We start from the raw sequence: 20,923 nt of genomic DNA, 5'->3' as shown, positions 1-20,923 counted from the left end.
AGAATAATATACTAATAATATTGAAATTTCAGTATATTTAGTATTTTTAGTGTATTTTACTATAGTTAGCTATGCTATTGTAGATAAAATCAACAATATGTGTAGCTTGCAGGCTGACTTCCAGCTTCGCTTTATGGATACCCGCTTGAATTTGTAGTAAGCAACCAGGATTGGCTGTTACGATAACTGTCGGTTGTAGCGCCTTAATCGTTGCCATCTTTGCATCTAAAATGTCACCCGCTAATGCAGGCTGCAACAAATTATATATCCCTGCTGAACCACAACATGTATGGGCGTTTGGCAGCTCTTTAAAGTGGACGTTCGGTAGCGCGTGTAATATCATTCTTGGTTCATTGAAGACTTTATTTACATTGCGTAAATGGCAGGAATCCTGATACGTCACAAGTGTTTTGTTTGCTTGCTGTGGCAATGTTGCTAAATATTCCAGCAGACCAGCTTTGACGAGCAAGCTGGAAATATCAATGGTCTTCTCAGAAAATCGAACTGCTTTTTCACGGTAACACTCATCACTATTTAGGTGCTTTTCATACTCCTTCAAGAAAGCACCACAGCCGCCTGCATTATTGACAATATAGATGTAATCATCTGAATCAAATAACTCTACATTGCGAATTAAGTTTTGCTTACCCCGCTTTAGCTCACCACTATGTCCATGCAGAGCCCCACAGCAGCTTTGATTATCTGGAATAATAACGTCAACACCAAGCATTTGTAGCAAGGACACCGTTTTATCGTTTGTTTCCTTATAAAGTGTATCCATTAAACAGCCTGTAAAAAAAGCTACCCTCATCGTAGCCGTTTCTTTCAGCTTTAATGGCTGTACCTTTTTTGCTACAGGTGGTAAGGATGCCTCCATTGTTGTTAAATGCTGCGGGAATAAATTTAAAAAGCCAATTTTCCGAACAATCTTTTGCAGACCTGATTTTTGATAAAGATGCAGTAGACTGACTGCATGCTCCATATTTTTTCGCTTGACGAAAAGACTATTAAATACAATTTTGCGTGTTGTTTTTTCTACGAGAGATGACTGTTTCACCTCTTGTACAGCTTCACGTGTTTGCTCTATTAAAGCACCATACTGTACTCCAGCTGGACATGCGGGCTCACATGCACGACAGCCTAAACATAAATCAAATGACTTCTCAATGGATGCATCGAATGGTACTATTCCGTCGCGTACTGCCTTCATTAAGGCAATGCGTCCACGTGGCGATTGCGCTTCATCCTGCTCCATGTGAAGATATGTCGGGCAGCTCGGCAAACAAAAACCGCATCTCATACAGTCGAGCAATAAATTTTCATCGACATGTGTCTGGAAGGATTGCTGCATTTGTTGTTGTACGTTACTTACCACCATGTACCACCACTCTTTTCTTCGTTTCTTTTGCAAATACTTTGCCAGGATTCATAATATTGGTTGGATCGAAGGCTTGCTTAATATTTTTCATTACAGTAATGCCGACAGGACCAATTTTCCATTCTAAATAAGGTGCTTTCATTTCACCTACACCGTGCTCCCCTGTAATCGTGCCACCTATCGACAGTGCAGCCTCAAAAATTTCCTCAAATGCCGCCTCTACACGGTGCATTTCATCTTCATCTCGCAGATCTGTTAAACAGGTAGGGTGCAAATTTCCATCCCCTGCATGACCGAATGTGGCAATATTGACATTGTACTTTTCAGAAATATCATTAATTCTCATGACCATTTTTGCCAGCTCTGACCGTGGTACTGTCGCATCCTCTAAAATAACAGTTGGTTTTAATTTCGCTAAGGCAGATAAAGCAACACGTCTTGCTATTTTAATTTGCTCCGCTTCCAGTGTATCTTTTGCAATTTGTGTAAAAAGCGCACCATTTACCTTCGCTATTTGTACCATTTCATTAACATCCTGTTCTACTTGATGCATTTCACCATCCTGCTCAAGCAATAGCATTGCCTCTACATCTGTTGAGAGACCTATTTTCATATATTGCTCAACAGCGATAATTGTTTTTTTATCAAGAAATTCTAACGTTACGGGAATAATTTTATTGGCGATAATGCTCGAGACTGTACGCGCAGCATCCTCTAATGATTCAAAGTATGCGATGCTCGTCATTTTATATTGCGGCAGCGGGATAAGCTTTAATGTAATCGCTGTCACAACACCTAATGTTCCCTCTGCTCCAACAAATAATGATGTTAGGTCATAGCCTGCCACATCCTTTGCTAGCTTGCCACCTGTTTCTAAAATATCCCCGTTCGGTAAAACAACTTGCAGACCCTTGACATAATCCTTTGTTACACCGTATTTTAAGCCACGCAAGCCACCCGAGTTTTCGCTTACATTGCCCCCAATCGTAGAAATTCTCATTGAGCTTGGATCAGGTGGGTAAAATAAACCATGTGTTTCAACGAATGTGCAAAGATTCTCTGTAATAATACCTGGCTGTACCGTAATCGTTAAATTTTCCTTATCAAAATTTATAATTTGATCCATTCGGGTAAATAAAATCACAACACCTCCATCGTAAGGCACCGTTCCTGCTGCAAGGTTTGTTCCAGAACCTCGTGGAATAATTGGAATTTTATATTCATTACATACTTTTAATACCTCTGCAATTTCCTCTACACTCCCTGGAGAAATGACAAGCTCAGGTAAACGTTGAAAGTTTGCAGTTGCATCATAGGAATAGGCTAAAAGCTGTGCAGTTGAGTTTTTAACATATTTTTCACCAACAATTTGCGTAATTTTTTGGATTGCTATGTTATTAATAATGCTCACCTCGAATTTAGTTGTTTATTTACTACAATTTTAGTTGTTGGAATTTTCTAAATATATGTCTAGTAAGATAAAAAAGAGTAATTTATTTTATTTTTTTTGTGTTAGAGGACCAAAAAAAGAAGCTGTCGGATTAGTCCAATCAGCTTCTAAAATTTTTGCTTCGATGTTCTTTTAAAATATGCTAAATACTTCACCAAAGTACAAAAGGCCGATGAGAAAGTTCGGCACAAACCTGCTTTCTCATCAGCCTTATTAACGCTGGCGGTCCTTGAAGGCACGTTCCATGTCGCGTTTTGCCTCTTTTTTACGCATGTCGTTGCGTTTGTCGTAATCCTTTTTCCCTTTGCCGACGCCGATTAAAAGTTTGGCATAGCCGTCTTTAATGTACATTTTTAACGGAACAATTGTGTAGCCGTCACGTTTTACGGCACCAACTAGCTCGCCGATTTGCTTTTTATGGAGCAGTAATTTACGGGCGCGTAGTGGGTCATGGTTAAAGCGGTTGCCTTGTTCGAATGAGCTGACATGCATATTGCTGATCCATGCTTCACCGCTGCGGATTTGTACATAGGATTCTTTTAGTTGGACCCTTCCTGCACGGATGGACTTAATTTCTGTGCCTGTTAGCACCATGCCCGCTTCGATTGTTTCTTCAATGAAGTAGTCGTGCCCGGCTTTTTTGTTTTGTGCTAATACTTTGCCAGTACCTTTTGCCATATTATTCACCCTCTACTTAAAGGATAAGCAGGGTCAACCTGCTTTTATTGATAAAGTGAAAGCACCCACTTCAAATTGCTTTAAAGCGTTATTGGTGCCTCCACCTATACTTTTACTTTATTTACGTTTTGTTTTTTTCTTTTTGTTTTTCTTGGCGACGCCCTCATAGAACTTTTGCTTTTGCTTCACGCCTTTTTTAGGGCCGGGGCTTGAGCTTGAGCCATCTTTGCGGCGTCCTCGTGGATCACGGTCGTTTTCACGTCGCTCGCCTTGTCCGCCTCGTCCTTCTTCGTTACGACCATTGCGACTGCCACGTCCGCCTCGTTCTTCTTCGCTACGACCACTGCGACTGCTACGTCCGCCTCGTTCTTCTTCGCGACCACCTTTGCGGCCATTACGACCACCTTTGTTCTCGCTATAATTTTTACGTGCGTGAATAACAGTAGGCGCTGCTTTTCGTGTTCGTCCATAAGACGTTACCATTCCGACGATTTCAAAGTCAACGGATGACTCCTCAATAATAACATTTGCTACACGGACTGTAACTTCATCACCAATACGGAATTGACGATTTGTACGTTCACCGATCATAATCATTTGACGGTCGTCAAAACGATAGTAGTCATCTGTCATATTGCTAATATGGACAAGTCCTTCAATAGTATTTGGCAGCTCCACGAAAATCCCGAAGTTTGTAATCGACGAAACGATTCCTTCAAACTCTTCACCAATTTTATCGGACATATATTGTGCTTTTTTCAGTGCGTCTGTGTCACGTTCTGCATCAACAGCACGGCGTTCGCGTTCTGACGTATGGTCCGCAATTTCATCCATCGCCATGCTCCACTGTGCCACTGTTTCTTTTGATGTATCTTTATTAATTAAATACGTTCGAATTAAACGATGGACGATTAAGTCCGGATAACGTCGAATCGGTGACGTAAAGTGTGTATAGAAATCAGTTGATAAACCAAAGTGGCCTATGCTTTCAGGATAATATTTTGCCTGTTGCATCGAGCGTAGAAGCATCGTTGAAATAACAGGCTCCTCTGGCATGCCTTCAATGGCTTTTATTACATCCTGTAAAGCTTTCGGATGTACGGTGTTTCCTGTACCTTTTATTAAAATACCGAAGTTCGTGACAAATTCAAAGAAGCGTTGCAGCTTTTCTGGCTTTGGATCTTCGTGAATACGGTAAAGGAACGGCACATTCATCCAATGGAAGTGCTCTGCTACTGTTTCATTGGCCGCTAGCATGAAATCTTCAATTAATTTTTCTGCAACTGTACGTTCACGTAATTCGATATCTACTGGCCAGCCATCTTCGTCCACGATCACTTTAGATTCTTTAAAGTCAAAGTCAATGGCACCACGCATTTGACGTTTATTACGTAAAATGTTGGACAGCTCAGCCATATGTTTAAACATCGGCACAAGTGGCTCGTAGCGGGCAATTAGCTCTGCGTCTTGCTCCTCTAAAATTTTGTAAACGTCCTTATAGGTCATACGCTCAGTTGTTTTAATGACACTTTGGAATATTTCATGTGAAACCACATTACCATTCGCATCAATAATCATTTCACAAGATAGTACTAGACGGTCAACCTGTGGATTTAATGAACAGATACCATTCGATAATCGATGCGGAATCATTGGAATAACGCGGTCTGTTAAATATACACTCGTCGCACGATCATATGCTTCAATATCTATTACAGAGCCTTGTGTTACATAATAACTAACGTCTGCAATATGTACGCCAAGTTTAAAAGTACCGTCTACATTTTTCGTTACGGTTACAGCATCATCCAAGTCCTTCGCATCAGCTCCATCGATTGTCACAATCGTTTCATGGCGTAAATCACGGCGACCCTCTAAATCTGCCTCTGTAATTTCATCTGGCACTCTTTGTGCAGCAGCAATTACTTCTTCTGGGAATTCAGGTGGAATGTCATGCTTATATAAAATAGATAGAATATCAACACCTGGGTCATTTTTGTGCCCTAAAATTTTAGTGATATAGCCTGTAGCTGATTTTAAATCCTCTGGCCAAGTAGCTACCTCAACGACAACCTTGTGTCCGTCGACAGCTCCTAATGTATCTCCTTTAGCAATGAAAATGTCCATCGGTAGTTTTTTATCATCTAAGACAACAAAGCCAAAGCCTCGATTAGCTTGGAATGTTCCAACAAAGCTCGTTTGTCCACGCTCTACTACCTTTGTCACTGTTCCTTCACGGCGATCACCGAATGATTCCTTTAAAACACGTATAAGAACTATATCACCGTTAATCGCACCGTTTACTTCATGCGGTGGAATGAAGACATCATCCATTCCCTCAATATCAGGTGTGACAAAGCCAAAGCCTTTAGCATGTCCGATAAATTTACCTCGAAGTAAATTCATGCGTTCTGGCAAGCCATAACGATTAGAGCGGGAACGCACAACTAAACCTTGCCCCTCCATACGCACTAACGTTTTCACTAACTCTTTAAATTCGTCAGCATCTTCAAAGCCAAATAGGTCCTCGATTTCGCCAACGGTTAATGGTTTATAATCTTCTTCACCGAAAAAATCGAGTAAACGACTTTGTAGTGAATCTTTTTGGTCTTTCATAATTTCCCTCCTTCATGAGAAAATCCTAATATATTTTATTGTGCCCAATTTAGGCTTTCTAAAAAACGATAAATATCTTCATGTAACTGATCTTTTTCCTGATCTAACGTAATAACATGCTTTGAGTTTTCATACCACTTGATCTGTTTTTCAAGTGACTCAGTTTGATTATATATAATGTTGGCAGATTCTGTCTCAATTACCTCATCATTTGTCGCTTGTACGACAAAAATTGGTGCATAAATCATGTCAATTTCCTGACGAGTCCGATCAATAAATTCTCGCAACTCTTGTAGAGATGGCATTCCCTTTTCAGCAATTAATGAAACTTCAGCTTCGATTTGCTCTTCATCTTTACCTTGGAATTTTTTGTAGTCCCTCGCATATTTCAGGACACCTTCAAACATGACGTCCGTTGTACGCATCGTCATTGGGGCACACATTGTCACTATACCTTTCACTGGGTTAGTAAGCGCAACGTTTAAAGCCATCACACCACCCAACGAAAGTCCGGCAACAGCAATTTCCTCATAGCCCGCATCTTGTAGCTGTTTATAGGCAGCTACGACATCCTGCCACCAATCAGCAGGCCCTGTTGTAATGAGTTCTTCCGGTTCCACACCGTGACCTTTATAATGAGGCGCTAATGTAGTATACCCTTTTTTCTCTAAAAATCTACCAAGCATTCGCACATCTGCTGAGCTTCCTGTAAACCCATGCAATAATAAAACTGCTCGTGGTCCTGCTTGAAAGAAAAAAGTCTGTGATAAAGATTTTTTCATGGCGAGCTCTCCTTCATACAAATACATACTATAACCATTATATCCATACTGAAGCTTCCTCAAAAGCTCCGGCACTTGTTCCTCTTTTTATGAGGTTTTATCGGTTAATTTGATGGTTTTATCTGTTACTTTGGCTCTTCTATCCGGCTTTGAGGGTTCTATCCATCATTTCGGCTCTTCTATCCGTTATTTTGATGGTTTTATCCATCATTTCGGCTTTTCTATCCGTCATTTTGATGGTTTTATCCATCACTTTGAGGATTCTATCCACCATTTCGGCTCTTCTATCCATCACTTTGGCTTTTCTATCCGTCATTTTGCGATTCGCGGGTATTCGCTTTGCTTCCGCGGGTATTCGCCTTGTTTCCGCGGGTATTTACCCTGCTTCCGCGGGTATTCACTGCTTCCGCGGGTATTTACCCTGCTTCCGCGGGTATTCACCTTGCTTCCGCGGGTATTCGCCTTGCTTCCGCGGGTATTCGCCTTGTTTCCGCGGGTATTCGCCTTGTTTCCGCAGGTATTATTCACCTTGCTTCCGCGGGTATTCACCTTACTTCCGCGGGTATTCACCTTACTTCCGCGGGTATTCACCTTGTTTCCGCGGGTATTCAACTGCTTCCGCAGGTATTCACCTTGCTTCCGCAGGTATTCGTTTTTCTTTACTGCAAGTATTCACGATTAAATAGATAGAACTATAAAAGAAAACGCCCAACCAAAAAGGTTAGGCGATATATCTTCAACTATTAGATTTTTGTAATAGCGAGTGCTAAAATAAAGAATAATATTGCTAACACAATTGTTACACGGTGAAGGATTAGATCCATACCACGTGCTTTTTGCTTTCCAAATAGTTGTTCAGCCCCACCCGAGATGGCACCTGACAAGCCTGCACTTTTACTAGATTGAAGTAATACTACAACGATCAACGCTATTGATACGATAACTAATGAAACTAATACTACTGTATGCATCCACTGCACCTCCCGAACTTTGAAACATCACAACAAGTCACATTATAACAAAAAAAGGTTGCCTTGACAAACTAAGAATAATAAATACCCTTATTTTCCCCCTTCAGTTAGTTTTGCACAAAAATAACATAACACCTCCCTGACACAATATCCTATAATAGTTAAAAATGTGACTCATCACCAAATTCCAAGGAAGACATTTGTTAAAACGTGCCATATATATAAGTTGATTGGAGTGGAGGCTGGGCGACTCCTTGGGGATCAGCGATATAGAGGAACGAAGGCTAAAAGCATCACGTCCTGTGATAACGCCTTCGTGACCAACATCCTGTTGGCTCGAGACCCTAGAGCGAAGCGAAGCGGCTCATCGGACGCCCCCCAGGAAGCTCTGCTCTGCGCGAAAGCGTAGCGACAGCAATTGTTTTATCTGTGCGAAAGCGTAGCGACAGCAACAACAATGTTTTATCTGCGCGAAAGCGTAGCGTCAGCAACAACAATGTTTTATCTGCGCGAAAGCGAAGCGTCAGCGGCAAATGTTTTCTGTAGCGAAAGCAAAGCGGCAGCTACAATTGTTTTATCTGTGCGAAAGCGTAGCGTCAGCAACAAAGCGCCCAGCCGGAACGGAAATCAACCCCACGTCATGGTGATGAGCCTGTAATAGTAATGGGAGGAATTATGAAAAAGAATATATTGATGATTTTTTTACTTACTCTTCTTTTAAGCCTGCTTACTGCTTGTTCAGCTGTTATCAAGGCAGTCGATGTTATATTAGAGGAGGAACCTGAATCGAAAGAAGAAACCTTTATGGAAGACAAGCAGCCCTCTAGTAAAGTACCATCAGCAGAGTTTTCAGCACCAGATCTTTTTTCAACGACATTATTCAAAGAAGATCCTGCTTTGCTTCAATTTTCAAAAAAAATAGAAAAGCGAATAGCTGAATTTGACCCAAACTTTAAAATATTGTATAGAGGGAAATTAGATTGGGATACATTTGAAGTACAGCTGAATGATATTAATAACTTGGTTTCTTTTGTTAACCCTTATACTGCAGGATATATCGGAAATTTCACATGGGAAGCATGGGAAGTAGATAACGGATACATGGTCGAATTTTATTTTACATATTTCACAGATGCCGAGACAGAAAAGAAAGTTGATGCTTATGTTCAAGAATTTGCTAATTTGTATATCACAAATGACATGGATGACTTTAGTCGTGCAAAAATCGTCAACGACTATGTAGTACAACTAGCAACTTATTCTGCGGAAGGTGCGTCATATGGCCAATCTGTTTATGAATTAATCAGTGAAGAAACTGGTGTTTGCCAAGCTTATGCTCTGTTAGCTTATCGTTTATTTTTGGCGGCTGGTCTCGATGCTAAATATGTTTATGGCTACAGCGATAATCAGCTTCATGCATGGAATTTAGTAAGTGTTGGCAGTAATTGGTATCATATCGATACGACTTGGAATGATGTCGACCCTGCTGAACCTTATACTATTACGTACGCATATTTTTTAGTGAATGACGAAAAACTAAGTGAAGATCATATATGGGCAAATGAAAACTATTTTGCTGCTACGAGCAATGCTTACGAGTTCATGCATGATATGTGGTACGCAGATACTGATGATAACGTTATTTATTATAATAGCATGACCGATAGTATGGTATACGCCTATGACTTAGCAACAAAACAAAATACACAAATTACAGAAACATCCTGCTATTATTTGGCTACTTTTGATGACGCGATTTATTGCAGCGATTATGATAATGCAGGCTTTTTAACAAAGATATTTATAAACGATGGCTCAGAAGAAGTGTTATTAGAGGAAGAGGTTCTAAACTTGTTCATTGATGATGAAGGTGTTTTATTTTACGAAACAATTGACGGTGAAGAACACTTACAAATTTTATAGTCAAGTCATAAGAATCTGCCGGCTTCCATCAATGGATAGTAAGCAGATTCTATTTCCCCCTCAGTAAAATATTCACTATAAGTTTTGGATGGTTTTTTCTTAAAACGAATATCGTGTGTAAAAGTTGATCTTCGTTCCGACTGGGCGACTCCTTGGGATTAGCGATATAGAGGAACGAAGGCTAAAAACATCACGTCCTGTGATAACGCCTTCGTGACCAACATCGTGTTGGCTCAAGCGGCTCATCGACGCCTCCCAGGAAGCTCTGTGCGAAAGCGAAGCGTCAGCAACAATGTTTTATCTGTGCGAAAGCGAAGCGGCAGCAACAACAAATGTTTTCTGTGAAAGCAAAGCGGCAGCTACAAAACGCCCAGTCGGAACGGAAATCACCCCCACGTTATGGTGACAATCCTTATCTTTAATAATATTCCCACAATATGTTAACAATTAATTAATCATAGCTTTACAACCTTCCTTTACACTTACTTGTGAATTCATCCAAAGGAGGAAAATCATGAAATACTCAAAAAAATGGAGTTCATTGTTTTTAGCAAGTACGATTGCTTTATCGTCGATTAGCATCGCCCAACCGCAAGTACAAGCAGCTAAAGTAAAGAAACCAACAAATGTTATTATGCTCGTGATGGATGGTAGTAGTAATAATGCCGTTACACTTTCTCGTTGGTATAAAGGTGAAGGCTTGGCAATGGACGAAATTTTATCAGGGGCAGTGCGTACGTACTCTGCCGAATCAGCAATTACAGACTCAGCCCCTGCCGCTACTGCCTTAGCAACTGGTCATAAATCAAATGATAAATATATAGGTGTGTTACCATCCGTTATTAATTCTCCAGGGTTAGCGCAAATTGCCAAAGAGGATGCCTTTAGACCTGTAGCCAATGTTTTAGAAGGGGCTAAACAACAGGGCAAGGCAACTGGATTGATTTCCACTTCCGAAATTCAGCATGCTACGCCAGCAGGTTTTTCTGCACATGTGAATAATAGAAGCCAATACGATGACATCGCTGAGCAGCAAGTTTATCAAAACATTGATGTCGTGTTAGGGGGCGGCTTAGAGTCGCTGGCACCAGGTACAACTAAAAATGCTCGTAAAGATGGCGAGAATTTAGTGGATGTCCTAAAAGAAAAAAATTACGACCTCGTTAAAACTCGTGATGAGCTCTTAAATAGTAAATCGTCAAAAATTTGGGGAAGCTTTGCTCCAAGTGACCTTGCCTACGATTTAGATCGTGCCAAAACAAGAGCATCTGAGCCTACACTTGCTGAGATGACAAGCAAAGCTATTGATACGCTGAAAAAGGATGAAGACGGCTTCTTCTTATTTGTAGAAGGCAGTAAAGTGGACTGGGCAGCTCATGCCAATGACACAATTGGCATCATTAGCGATATTTTATCGTTTGATGCTGCAGTTAAAGAAGCCGTTGATTTTGCAAAAAAAGATGGCAATACAATGGTCATTGCTGTTACGGACCATGGCAATAGTGGTATTACAATGGGGAATGTCAACACGACAAGTACTTATTCCAGCATACCTGTATCTGCCTATATCGATCCTCTGAAGAAGGCTAAAATGACAGTTGAAGGTGCACTTAGCCAATTAAAAGAAGATAAATCAAATATTGTAGAAGTCGCTGTACTCTATGGATTAGATGATCTATCTGAGGACGAGCTTGCAACATTAAAATCGGCTAAAGACATGGGCAAAGAAATGGTAAAAATGCTTGCAAATCGCGCCAACATTGGCTATACAACTGGTGGGCACACTGGTGAGGATGTATTCTTATACTCATTCGGACCATCTAAAATTACAGGTCTTGTAGAAAACACGGATTTAGCACATGCAATGGCACAATTTATGGGCTTTGACTTAAATAAGCTTACAGATGATTTATATTTACCAGCTACAAAAGTATTCACAGAAAAAGGCTACACAACTAAAATTGACTTAACTGACAAAGAAAACCCTAAATTTATTGCACAAAAAAATGATGTAACCGTTACAATCCCAGTTAATAAGAACACTTTAATATACGAACAAAACAAGACAACAAAAACGCATACATTTGACACAATCAATGTCTACAATGGCACTGAATTTTATGTTTCAAAAAAAGTTTTAAAGGTAATCAAATAAAGTAAAACTTTAATCAGTGGGGATTTTCTTCATCCCCACTGATTATTAGTCTTCACCAATCGAGCTTTTACGGGCAGTTAATCTCCCATCTTACTTCTAGCTTTTGAGGTGGGATTCTTGTACCTGACGCTTCGTTTTCAATACGGATAAATTACTGTCCGTTAAAGCGGGATAAAAATTGGGGTGCTATCATAAGTTGAGATGATTATCTTATGGTGGCACTTTTCTTTTTGCTCAAATATGTATCGCAACAGTCCTCAACTACCGATTAAGCAGCCTTCATTTTTTTATCCCTCGTATCTTCTGATCAAAAAAATACCGACATTTTTCTATAAATTTACTTTGATTTTACTTTCATTTATTAAGATTAATTTAACGAATTAACATACCGGGCGTGTTAATTAGGACTATATTATTTTATCAAAGGATCTTTTTTGTTGATATTCTGCTTACGTATACCAACTTTTAGCTGATTATAGTAAAGGGAAAATACATCAATTAAAGTAAGCGTGAAAATGTCCTTTAACGAGATTTAAGGATTTTTTAAGTACAAATGAAGCTGAAAAACGATGATAATATAGATAGTCTTAAATTTCGTAAAACCATCTTGAAGTGAAAAAGGACTTTTAAAAATCATTCTCTTCTCTTCATTTCTAGACACTTTTTCCAAAACCTTAATTTAACCTTAAATTAATCTTATGATTTAATGAATAAACAAAAATTGAGCAACATTACTCTCCACAATCCGTCAAAAAAGTGTTAAAAATTTAATAAATAATAAAGATTACAAAAAATAACTTGAAAAAATATCTAATTCTTTAGTATATTTACAAAGTTGTAGTCTTTTTCATTTTTAATTGGAGGTGGACATATGCAATCCATTAAAAATAATGAGCTTTTACGTTTTATAGGCTTTACGTTATTTTATTTCACCATATTAGTGCTCTTGTTTCTTATTCATGGCTTCCATGATATGAACGCGGGACCATTTATATATACTGAATTTTAAGAAAAGGAGATATGAACTATGTTAAGTATTTTAGCGGCTATTCAAAATGTGGCACACCAACATCCACATCGAACTGCATATCAAACCAATAGCGATTCCTTAACGTACGGTGAGCTTTGGCATCTTTCTGATTGTGTAGCACAATATTTAATAGCTCTTGATTTAAAAAGGCAACAACCCATTGTCGTCTACGGGCATATGTCGCCTTTACAAATCGTTGCCTTTTTAGGTGCTGTAAAGGCTGGGCATCCTTATGTACCCGTTGACTCGTCTACACCGTCTGAAAGGCTACAGATTATTATAGAAGCGTCTCAGGCTTGCTTACTTCTAAAAACTGAAACATTAAGCACGCATCAATCAATTCCTGTAGTAGAGGTAAGTGATTTAGTAGCTCAACCTACTAACATCTCGACACAGCCTTCCACATGGGTTCAGGATCAAGAAATTCATTATATTATTTACACATCTGGTTCTACTGGTAAACCAAAGGGTGTTCAAATTACAGCCGATAATTTAGCACACTTTGTTGCTTGGATGCATGAACACTTCCCTTTACAGGAATCTGGTGTGTTTTTAAATCAAGCGCCTTATTCCTTTGATTTATCTGTGATGGATTTATATCCTGCACTAGTTAGTGGGCAAACACTTTACGCTATTACGCAAGAGCAAATTGCTAATCCTAAGGCGTTATTCGATTCATTAGCTACATCTGGTATTCGAGTTTGGACTTCTACACCGTCCTTCGCGAAGATGTGTTTAATGAACAAGGAGTGGCATCAGGAGTTAATGCCTTCTTTAAATACATTTTTATTCTGCGGAGAGGTTTTACCAATATCCGTTGCAAAAGAATTAATGCAGCGCTTCCCACAAGCATCTATTTTTAATTTATATGGTCCTACTGAAACAACCGTTGCGGTATCCTATGTGGAAGTAACAACGGAGCTTTTAGAGCAATTTGACCAATTACCAATCGCCCCTCTGTCCGAGCCTAATCTATCCTTATTAGAAGATGGCGAGATTATTATTTCTGGACCAACTGTTAGTGCAGGTTATCTTGGAGCACCTGAATTAACACTTAATGCCTTTCCTACAATAGAGCATCATCGTATTTATAAAACTGGGGACATTGGCTATGAAAAAGATGGCTATCTGTTCTTTTCAGGACGAAAGGATTTCCAGGTAAAACTACATGGTTACCGTTTAGAAATCGAAGAAATTGAAAAACAAATTGGCAATCTTCCACCTGTTTCTAGCTGTGTTGTAATACCTGTTGTGAAAGATGCTGAGATTGTATCACTTAGTGCGTATGTTGTTCTTAGAGAGCCATTAACGGACTCTGCCTTCAAGATGACAAAGCAGCTTAAAGCGTTGTTATCGGATTATTTACCTTCTTATATGATTCCGAAAACATTCAAATACATTGACACTTTACCTTTAAATACTAATGGCAAAGTTGATCGTAAAGGATTGGCGGTTATGGAGACAGTATGACGCCTTATGGAAATATAGTTTTTTTCATCATCCTTGGTATTTTATTAATGCCAACAATTATTTTAGGTCTACGTGGAAAATCAGCTAAACGCTACAATATTTTTGTTTCGATTATCGTTCTAGCTCTTATTTTTGGTAACTCCCTTAACGGCACAATTTCTCTTATCCTCTTTACAGTGTTTCAGTTATTATTAATTATCGCTTACCAAAAATATCGCTTACAGAAGAATAGTGGCTCTGTATTCGTAATCGCTGTGCTACTGTCCATTTTGCCACTTGTGCTTGTGAAGGTTTTCCCAATACTTGGACTTCATCATTTATTCGGGTTCTTAGGGGTATCCTATATTACCTTTAAATCGGTACAAATGATTTTGGAAACACGGGATGGCTTAATTAAGGATAAAATTTCAGCAGTTGAGCTTGCCTATTTCTTGCTGTTCTTTCCAACAGTATCATCGGGACCTATCGATCGTTGGCGACGCTTTTCTAAAGATATGTACACAGTGCCTTCTGGTCAAGACTATCAAAAGCTACTGTTAAGTGGGATCAATTATATATTTGTAGGCTTTTTATATAAATTTATTTTGGCTTATTTAATATACAACTACACACTTATTTATTTACCTAACCAAACGTATAACTATTTGACACCTTTTCAAGGGCAAATAGCGTATATGTATATGTATAGCTTCTATTTATTTTTCGATTTTGCAGGTTATAGTGCATTTGCTGTTGGTGTCAGTCGCATTATGGGGATCCAAACGCCAATTAACTTTAACCGTCCATTCTCGAGTCGCAATATTAAAGACTTTTGGAACCGTTGGCATATGAGCCTTTCATTCTGGTTCAGGGATTATGTTTATATGCGCTTCGTGCTTTGGATGACTAAGAAAAAATGGATTAAAAACAAATATGCAATTTCCTATATCGGCTTCTTTTTACTATTCTTTTTAATGGGGATTTGGCACGGATTGGAATGGCACTTTGTTGTCTATGGTCTTTACCATGCCTTGTTAATTATCAGCTTCGATAAATTTGAACGCTGGAATAAAAAGCATAAGTTTTGGCCGAAAAATAAATGGACACATGCAATAGGAGTATTTATCACTTTTAATGCAGTTTGCTTTGGCTTCTATATTTTTTCAGGAACATTATTTTAAACAACGGCTCTGTTAATGTTAGTGTTGATTTTTTGAATAACACAGCCTACACAATAAAGGAGAATTATTACTATGGATAAACAACAAATTTTAGAAATGCTAGTAGAGTTATGCGAGGACGATATCATTTTAGAAAACCCAGATATCGATTTATTTGAGGAAGGACTTCTTGATTCTTTCGGTACAATTAATTTATTAGTAGAAATTGAAAACCGCTTTAACATTTCAGTGCCAATTACTGATTTTAACCGTGAGGAATGGAACACGCCAAATCGTATTGCAGCGGAATTAGCTGAAAGACAATGATCAAGAAAGGCTTTCTCTCACTTTTAATTGCATTTATTCTTTTTGCTGCCTTTATATTCTTCCCTAACTCCTGGATAAAAGCTTGGATTTCAGACGAAGATGTAGAGCAGTCAAAAACAAGTATGTCTCCGTTAGTGTTTCAAGGAATGTATTTCCAGGAGCGGATGCTGCAGGAGCCTAGTTCCATGCCTTTATATGGCTCCTCAGAATTAAATCGTTTTGATCCCTTCCACCCCTATAATTATGCGCGAGCTACGGATGCCCCGTATACGACATTTATGGTTGGGCGAGGAGGTATGCAGTCTATAACACACTTTTTAAATTTTGCTGCACAGGAGGAAAATTTAAAAGATAAAAAAATTGTCTTCATCATTTCTCCTCAATGGTTTACGAAAAAGGGAATGAATGAATTACATTTTTCTCCTAACTATTCGATGTTACACGCCTATAATTTAGCATACAATAAGGATATTGATGAAAAACTTCGAAATCGAGGAATGGAACGCCTTCTTGAATTCGATACTGTAAATCGAGATCAGCTACTAAAAACAATTTATGAATACAAATTATCTGGAGGTAAGAAAAGGCCAGTCGTTGGGCGACTTGCAATGATGGCAGGCCATGTCCAAAAGGCACTTTTAGAGAAAAAAGATTTGTATTACTCACTCTTCCCTCGAGAGCCACATAAATTAAAAAGCAATGACAAACTAGTTGCGGACCAAACATTTGAGCAACAACTACAAAATGCCGAAAAATATGGCGAAAAACGTGTATCTAATGATTTAATGATTGAAAACAAATTTTATAAGCGTCTTGTAAATGCTAATATTAAAAAGTTTGAAGGAATGCGAAAGAACGAAGATTATACGAATTCACCCGAATATGAGGATTTTCAGCTAGTAATTGATGTTTTAAAGGATGCTGGTGCTAAGCCACTATTTGTCTCTATTCCAGTAAATGGTCATTGGTATGACTACACTGAATATCCTGAGGAACGTCGACAAAAATATTACGAAAAAATGGAGAAGGTATTGACTGATGCCGGTGTTCCATATGTTGATTTCTCTGACCATGAATATGATCCTTATTTTATTATGGATACGATTCATATTGCATGGAAGGGTTGGGTATATGTAGACCAAGAGCTAGATAAATATTGGGCACAACAATAAAAAGCATTGTTTTCTCGTTTAACAAACAGAGAGACAGTCTAAAGTGTTAAGCACTTAAGACTGTCTCTTTTTTATGCGGATAATCTTTGAGGGTCAAGCAAACCGTTTCTCTGTTCATGCTAATTTAAAATGCTTTCCCCTTAGCTCAATTATTTCACTTTTGTATTTTCCTTGACTCTCCCCTTAACTGGACAGATATACTCATAAAAGCAATAGGATAACAAACGTATTGGAGATGAATCGATGTATAAAATTAGCGAGTTTTCAAAGCTTAGCCAAGTATCCGTGAAGACATTACGTTACTATGACCAATTGAATTTGCTTAAGCCTGCTTATACCGACAAATTTACAGGATATCGGTATTACTCAGCTGACCAAATGTTCCAAATCCATCGTATTTTAGCGTTCAAAGAATTAATTCAAGCTACTGCCCCCTTCTTCATTACAAATGAACTCGAAGTCCCTCTTGTTTGAAGTTTATTTCAATACCTTATTAATCCGTTATTCATATATCATAACCCAATATTTTTCCTTTTCTCCTTCTTCATTTACCTTCTTCCAACCATTCTTCTCATAAAATTTTAACGCTATATGATTTTCGGATACACATTTTAATCTTAATGGTTTATTCATTTTTTTAATGGAGGCATTTAGTAAGTGACCCCCTATACCTTTACCAAAGTAATTTGGATTAATAAATAAATTATGAATAAAGTTATCTGGCAAATATAATGATGCAAATCCAAGTAGCTGATTATCCTCTTCTGCTACAATTATATGTTCTCCTATAGTATCTTTATCAAAATCGTCTAAAGTCATTTCTTCTAAAGCCGCCCAATGGAAATTTTTACGACGTGATTCCAGATAGATTTTTCTTAATTCCGGATAATCTAATTTATTCGCTTCTCTAATATTCACATTCTCACCTTTGCTTTCATAATATTTATTGGTGACTATTGAACGAAAATAGTCTAAGTTCATCAGCATCATCGGAGAATTGGACTAATCTTTCAAACTTCAAGCCTATTTTTTCGAGTAGCTTGGCTGAAGCATGATTATTTTGAGTTGTGATGGCCACAATACGATTTAGTCCTAATGTTTCTATGCCATATGCCAATGTCGCTGTGGCCGCTTCATAGGCGTATCCTTTTCCCCAATACTTAGGCAGAAAAGCGAAGCCAATATCCACATCTTCTAGCGACTCTCTTTTAACTAAAACGCAAATTCCAACCGGAGCTTGATCCTCTTTTCTTTCAACTAAATAAAGACAAAAGCCAAATTGCTCATACATGCGAGTTGGTCCATTTTATATATATTCACATGCATCCTCTACTGTTCTCAATCCGCGATCACCGATGAACTGCAACCATGTAGGATCATTCATTAACTCAAGGATAAAATCCGCATCATCTGTTGTTTGTAAGCGCAGGGTAAGTCGTTCTGTTTCAAGAATTTTCATAGTAATTCTCCTCAATATTGTATTCTCCATTTCCTAAGCATTTTCCTCTATAGGTAATTTATGTTTTGAATTAAATATCTAATAACAGACTAACAACTAAATCTATACAGCAAGTTGGGTCCGTAAATTCATAAAAGGTGAGGTTGGTTTATTGAGAAATAAATTCTTTATTTTTAGTATCCTATCAACATTATTTTTGTTATTTCTTTCAGGTTGTACTAATCAAAAAGAAACAGAATTAGCGACTATTTCAATTAACACAGATTCTAAATATGTGAGTACTTTCAAAGATTTAAATTTAGGTATACTATTTGACTATAATTTTAAATTAAATAATGCCGATAAAAGTTGGGTTGATCTTTGGGTTGAAAGTTACAAAGATGGACAATTGGAATCTAATTCATTAACGACACTATCTTATGGGCAAAGTCCAAACGAAGTAGAGGAAGGTAATATAGGGTTTGGAATAATAAAGAATGATGATGAATCTTTTGCTTTTCTTTATGGACCAAATGTGAAAGCAACTCCTCAAAAAATCGACAAAATTCATTCTGTTGGTAATATTAGTGGATGGAATTATGCAATTGAAGATGAAACAGTAGAATTAGAATTAGATGAAACTTATTTACTCGGTGTATATAGGGAATCAAAAGGAGACTCTATGCGAACATACGACTTCCATGACGAAAATGAAGTAAAGAAAATGATAGATGATGACCATCTTGTATATTTATTAAAATTAAAAATTCATAAAAAGTAACTGTATCTTTGTTAATGGGGAATGGTTCTATTTAATTAAGACCTAATTTCAAGGGCATTTACGGTTAAACTTTAATCATAGCGGGGATTTTATCCTGTCTGAGCACTTCTCTCGGGGACCCGAGCAGTTGTGAGGTTAGTATCCTGAGTTACCTGATCACTTTTCACTCCTACCTGAGTAGTTTCCTCCGATACCCGATCACTTTGCCAAAAGCTGCCCCTAAATCTCCCCCGCCCGAGCAACAAAAAAACCGCCTCAAAAGTATTTGCATACCTTTGAGGCGGTTTCAGTAAAGCTACTGAATAATAGCAGCTAAAATTATTTTAAATTATAGAATGAATTTAAACCAAGATACTCAGCTGTTAAACCAAGTTGATCTTCAATGCGAAGAAGTTGGTTGTATTTAGCTACGCGATCTGTACGAGATGGCGCACCTGTTTTAATTTGGCCAGCATTTGTTGCAACTGCGATATCAGCAATTGTTGCATCTTCTGATTCACCAGAACGGTGTGAGATAACAGCTGTGTAACCAGCGCGTTTTGCCATTTCGATTGCTTCAAATGTTTCTGTTAACGTACCGATTTGGTTTACTTTGATAAGGATTGCATTACCAACACCTTGCTCAATACCAGCTGCTAATTTTTTCGTATTTGTTACGAATAGATCGTCACCTACTAATTGTACGCGAGCGCCAATGCGATCTGTTAATAATTTGTGTCCTGCCCAGTCGTTTTCGTCTAAGCCGTCTTCAATTGAGATGATTGGATATTTAGCAGTTAACTCTTCGTACCAGTCAACCATCTCTTCAGAAGTTTTGACAACACCTTCACCGTCTAAGTGATATTTGCCATCTTCTTTATTGAATAATTCAGATGAAGCTACATCCATTGCCAGCTTCACTTCTTCACCTGGTTTATAGCCAGCTTTTTCGATTGCTTCTAAAATTACAGTAATTGCTTCCTCATTAGAACCAAGGTTTGGTGCGAAACCACCTTCATCACCAACAGCTGTATTATAGCCTTTCGCTTTAAGTACTGCTTTTAAGTTGTGGAAAATTTCAGCACCCATACGTAATGCATGACGGAATGATTCTGCTCCTACAGGCATTACCATGAATTCTTGAATGTCTACGTTGTTGTCAGCGTGAGCGCCACCATTTATGATGTTCATCATTGGTACTGGTAGTTGTTTTGCGTTAAATCCACCAAGATATTGATAAAGAGGTACATCTAAATAATCTGCCGCAGCATGTGCAACTGCCATCGATACACCTAGAATGGCATTGGCACCTAGTTTACCTTTGTTTTCTGTGCCATCTAGCTCGATTAAAGCTTTGTCGATCACTACTTGGTCAAGAACAGAATAGTTACCTTCTAGCTCTTGAGCAATAATTGTGTTTACATTTTCAACTGCTTTTAATACACCTTTGCCTAGGTAACGAGATTTGTCACCATCGCGTAATTCTACTGCTTCATATTCACCTGTAGATGCACCTGATGGTACGATTGAGCGTCCAAAAGCGCCTGATTCTGTAAATACTTCAACTTCTACCGTTGGGTTCCCACGTGAGTCTAAAACTTCGCGCGCATAGATTTGTGTAATAAATGGCATAA

19 protein-coding genes and 2 pseudogenes are annotated in these 20,923 nt (G+C 38.3%); 10 read left to right on the top strand and 11 right to left on the bottom strand.

The genetic code is table 11. The features are described 5' to 3' along the window. Positions 1-46 precede the first annotated feature (46 nt). From AN161_RS04075 to secG, 8 genes are all read right to left on the bottom strand, one after another. Entirely contained in the window at positions 47-1,378 is a 1,332-nt protein-coding gene (locus AN161_RS04075) for a (Fe-S)-binding protein (RefSeq protein WP_053593106.1), read from the bottom strand. Continuing rightward, positions 1,365-2,780 (bottom strand): FAD-linked oxidase C-terminal domain-containing protein, encoded by a 1,416-nt coding sequence (locus AN161_RS04070; protein WP_198926842.1) that lies wholly within the window; start codon positions 2,778-2,780, stop codon positions 1,365-1,367. The genes AN161_RS04075 and AN161_RS04070 overlap by 14 nt, the downstream gene beginning before the upstream one ends. Positions 2,781-3,041: 261 nt before the next feature. Further along, positions 3,042-3,506 (bottom strand): SsrA-binding protein SmpB, encoded by a 465-nt coding sequence (gene smpB / locus AN161_RS04065; protein WP_053593105.1) that lies wholly within the window; start codon positions 3,504-3,506, stop codon positions 3,042-3,044. A gap of 117 nt (positions 3,507-3,623) precedes the next feature. After that, entirely contained in the window at positions 3,624-6,122 is a 2,499-nt protein-coding gene (gene rnr, locus AN161_RS04060; protein WP_053593104.1) for a ribonuclease R, read from the bottom strand. 35 nt (positions 6,123-6,157) lie between these two features. Further along, entirely contained in the window at positions 6,158-6,904 is a 747-nt protein-coding gene (locus tag AN161_RS04055; protein ID WP_053593103.1) for a carboxylesterase, read from the bottom strand. Positions 6,905-7,043: 139 nt separating this feature from the next. Beyond that, the gene (locus AN161_RS29410) at positions 7,044-7,220 is read right to left on the bottom strand and encodes a hypothetical protein (RefSeq protein ID WP_158002966.1); all 177 of its coding nucleotides are present in this window, start codon (positions 7,218-7,220) and stop codon (positions 7,044-7,046) included. Next, positions 7,217-7,516 carry a hypothetical protein gene (locus AN161_RS29405; RefSeq protein WP_158002965.1) on the bottom strand — a complete coding sequence of 100 codons (300 nt, stop codon included), beginning with the start codon at positions 7,514-7,516 and terminating at the stop codon, positions 7,217-7,219. Before AN161_RS29405 ends, AN161_RS29410 begins: the two co-directional genes overlap by 4 nt. Positions 7,517-7,647: 131 nt before the next feature. Beyond that, positions 7,648-7,875, bottom strand: a complete 228-nt coding sequence (secG, locus tag AN161_RS04050) for a preprotein translocase subunit SecG (protein ID WP_053593102.1) — start codon at positions 7,873-7,875, stop codon at positions 7,648-7,650. A gap of 418 nt (positions 7,876-8,293) precedes the next feature. On the opposite strand from secG, the gene AN161_RS28505 reads away from it, so the two are divergent. The 9 genes and pseudogenes from AN161_RS28505 to AN161_RS04010 all read left to right on the top strand — a co-directional run. Further along, complete coding sequence (locus AN161_RS28505) at positions 8,294-8,533, top strand: hypothetical protein (RefSeq protein WP_143114600.1); 240 nt, start codon at positions 8,294-8,296, stop codon at positions 8,531-8,533. Between the two features lie 17 nt (positions 8,534-8,550). Further along, positions 8,551-9,798: a transglutaminase domain-containing protein gene (locus tag AN161_RS04045; RefSeq protein ID WP_053593101.1), complete on the top strand. Its 1,248-nt coding sequence runs from the start codon at positions 8,551-8,553 to the stop codon at positions 9,796-9,798. 514 nt (positions 9,799-10,312) lie between these two features. After that, complete coding sequence (locus AN161_RS04040) at positions 10,313-11,953, top strand: alkaline phosphatase (RefSeq protein WP_053593100.1); 1,641 nt, start codon at positions 10,313-10,315, stop codon at positions 11,951-11,953. A gap of 871 nt (positions 11,954-12,824) precedes the next feature. Next, complete coding sequence (locus AN161_RS04035; RefSeq protein WP_053593099.1) at positions 12,825-12,962, top strand: teichoic acid D-Ala incorporation-associated protein DltX; 138 nt, start codon at positions 12,825-12,827, stop codon at positions 12,960-12,962. 18 nt (positions 12,963-12,980) lie between these two features. Next, a complete protein-coding gene (gene dltA / locus AN161_RS04030; RefSeq protein WP_053593098.1) occupies positions 12,981-14,453 on the top strand; it encodes a D-alanine--poly(phosphoribitol) ligase subunit DltA in 1,473 nt (490 codons plus the stop codon). Further along, positions 14,450-15,613 (top strand): D-alanyl-lipoteichoic acid biosynthesis protein DltB, encoded by a 1,164-nt coding sequence (gene dltB, locus AN161_RS04025; protein ID WP_053593097.1) that lies wholly within the window; start codon positions 14,450-14,452, stop codon positions 15,611-15,613. The genes dltA and dltB overlap by 4 nt, the downstream gene beginning before the upstream one ends. Before the next feature lie 72 nt (positions 15,614-15,685). Next, positions 15,686-15,919 carry a D-alanine--poly(phosphoribitol) ligase subunit 2 gene (gene dltC / locus AN161_RS04020; protein ID WP_053593096.1) on the top strand — a complete coding sequence of 78 codons (234 nt, stop codon included), beginning with the start codon at positions 15,686-15,688 and terminating at the stop codon, positions 15,917-15,919. Then, the gene (dltD, locus tag AN161_RS04015) at positions 15,916-17,091 is read left to right on the top strand and encodes a D-alanyl-lipoteichoic acid biosynthesis protein DltD (RefSeq protein WP_053593095.1); all 1,176 of its coding nucleotides are present in this window, start codon (positions 15,916-15,918) and stop codon (positions 17,089-17,091) included. The genes dltC and dltD overlap by 4 nt, the downstream gene beginning before the upstream one ends. A gap of 243 nt (positions 17,092-17,334) precedes the next feature. Further along, positions 17,335-17,508 (top strand): annotated as a pseudogene (locus tag AN161_RS04010) (MerR family DNA-binding transcriptional regulator); the annotation flags it as partial. Positions 17,509-17,592: 84 nt separating this feature from the next. Here AN161_RS04010 and AN161_RS04005 read toward each other — a convergent pair. Both AN161_RS04005 and AN161_RS04000 read right to left on the bottom strand, forming a co-directional pair. Further along, entirely contained in the window at positions 17,593-18,009 is a 417-nt protein-coding gene (locus AN161_RS04005; RefSeq protein ID WP_053593093.1) for a GNAT family N-acetyltransferase, read from the bottom strand. Positions 18,010-18,034: 25 nt separating this feature from the next. Then, positions 18,035-18,550, bottom strand: a pseudogene (locus AN161_RS04000) (GNAT family N-acetyltransferase). A gap of 151 nt (positions 18,551-18,701) precedes the next feature. Between AN161_RS04000 and AN161_RS03995 the strand changes: the two are divergent. Next, on the top strand, positions 18,702-19,310 hold the full coding sequence (locus AN161_RS03995) for a hypothetical protein (protein WP_053593092.1): 609 nt from the start codon (positions 18,702-18,704) through the stop codon (positions 19,308-19,310). A 318-nt stretch (positions 19,311-19,628) separates the two neighbouring features. On the opposite strand, the gene eno is transcribed toward AN161_RS03995, so the two are convergent. Continuing rightward, entirely contained in the window at positions 19,629-20,921 is a 1,293-nt protein-coding gene (gene eno, locus AN161_RS03990; protein WP_053593091.1) for a phosphopyruvate hydratase, read from the bottom strand. Positions 20,922-20,923: the final 2 nt, after the last annotated feature.

Origin of the sequence: Lysinibacillus sp. FJAT-14222 (assembly GCF_001278875.1) — a bacterium.
In the GTDB taxonomy this organism is placed as follows: domain Bacteria; phylum Bacillota; class Bacilli; order Bacillales_A; family Planococcaceae; genus Lysinibacillus; species Lysinibacillus agricola.
Note: the sequence above shows the minus strand (reverse complement) of the source record. Positions and strands in the feature narration are given on the sequence as shown.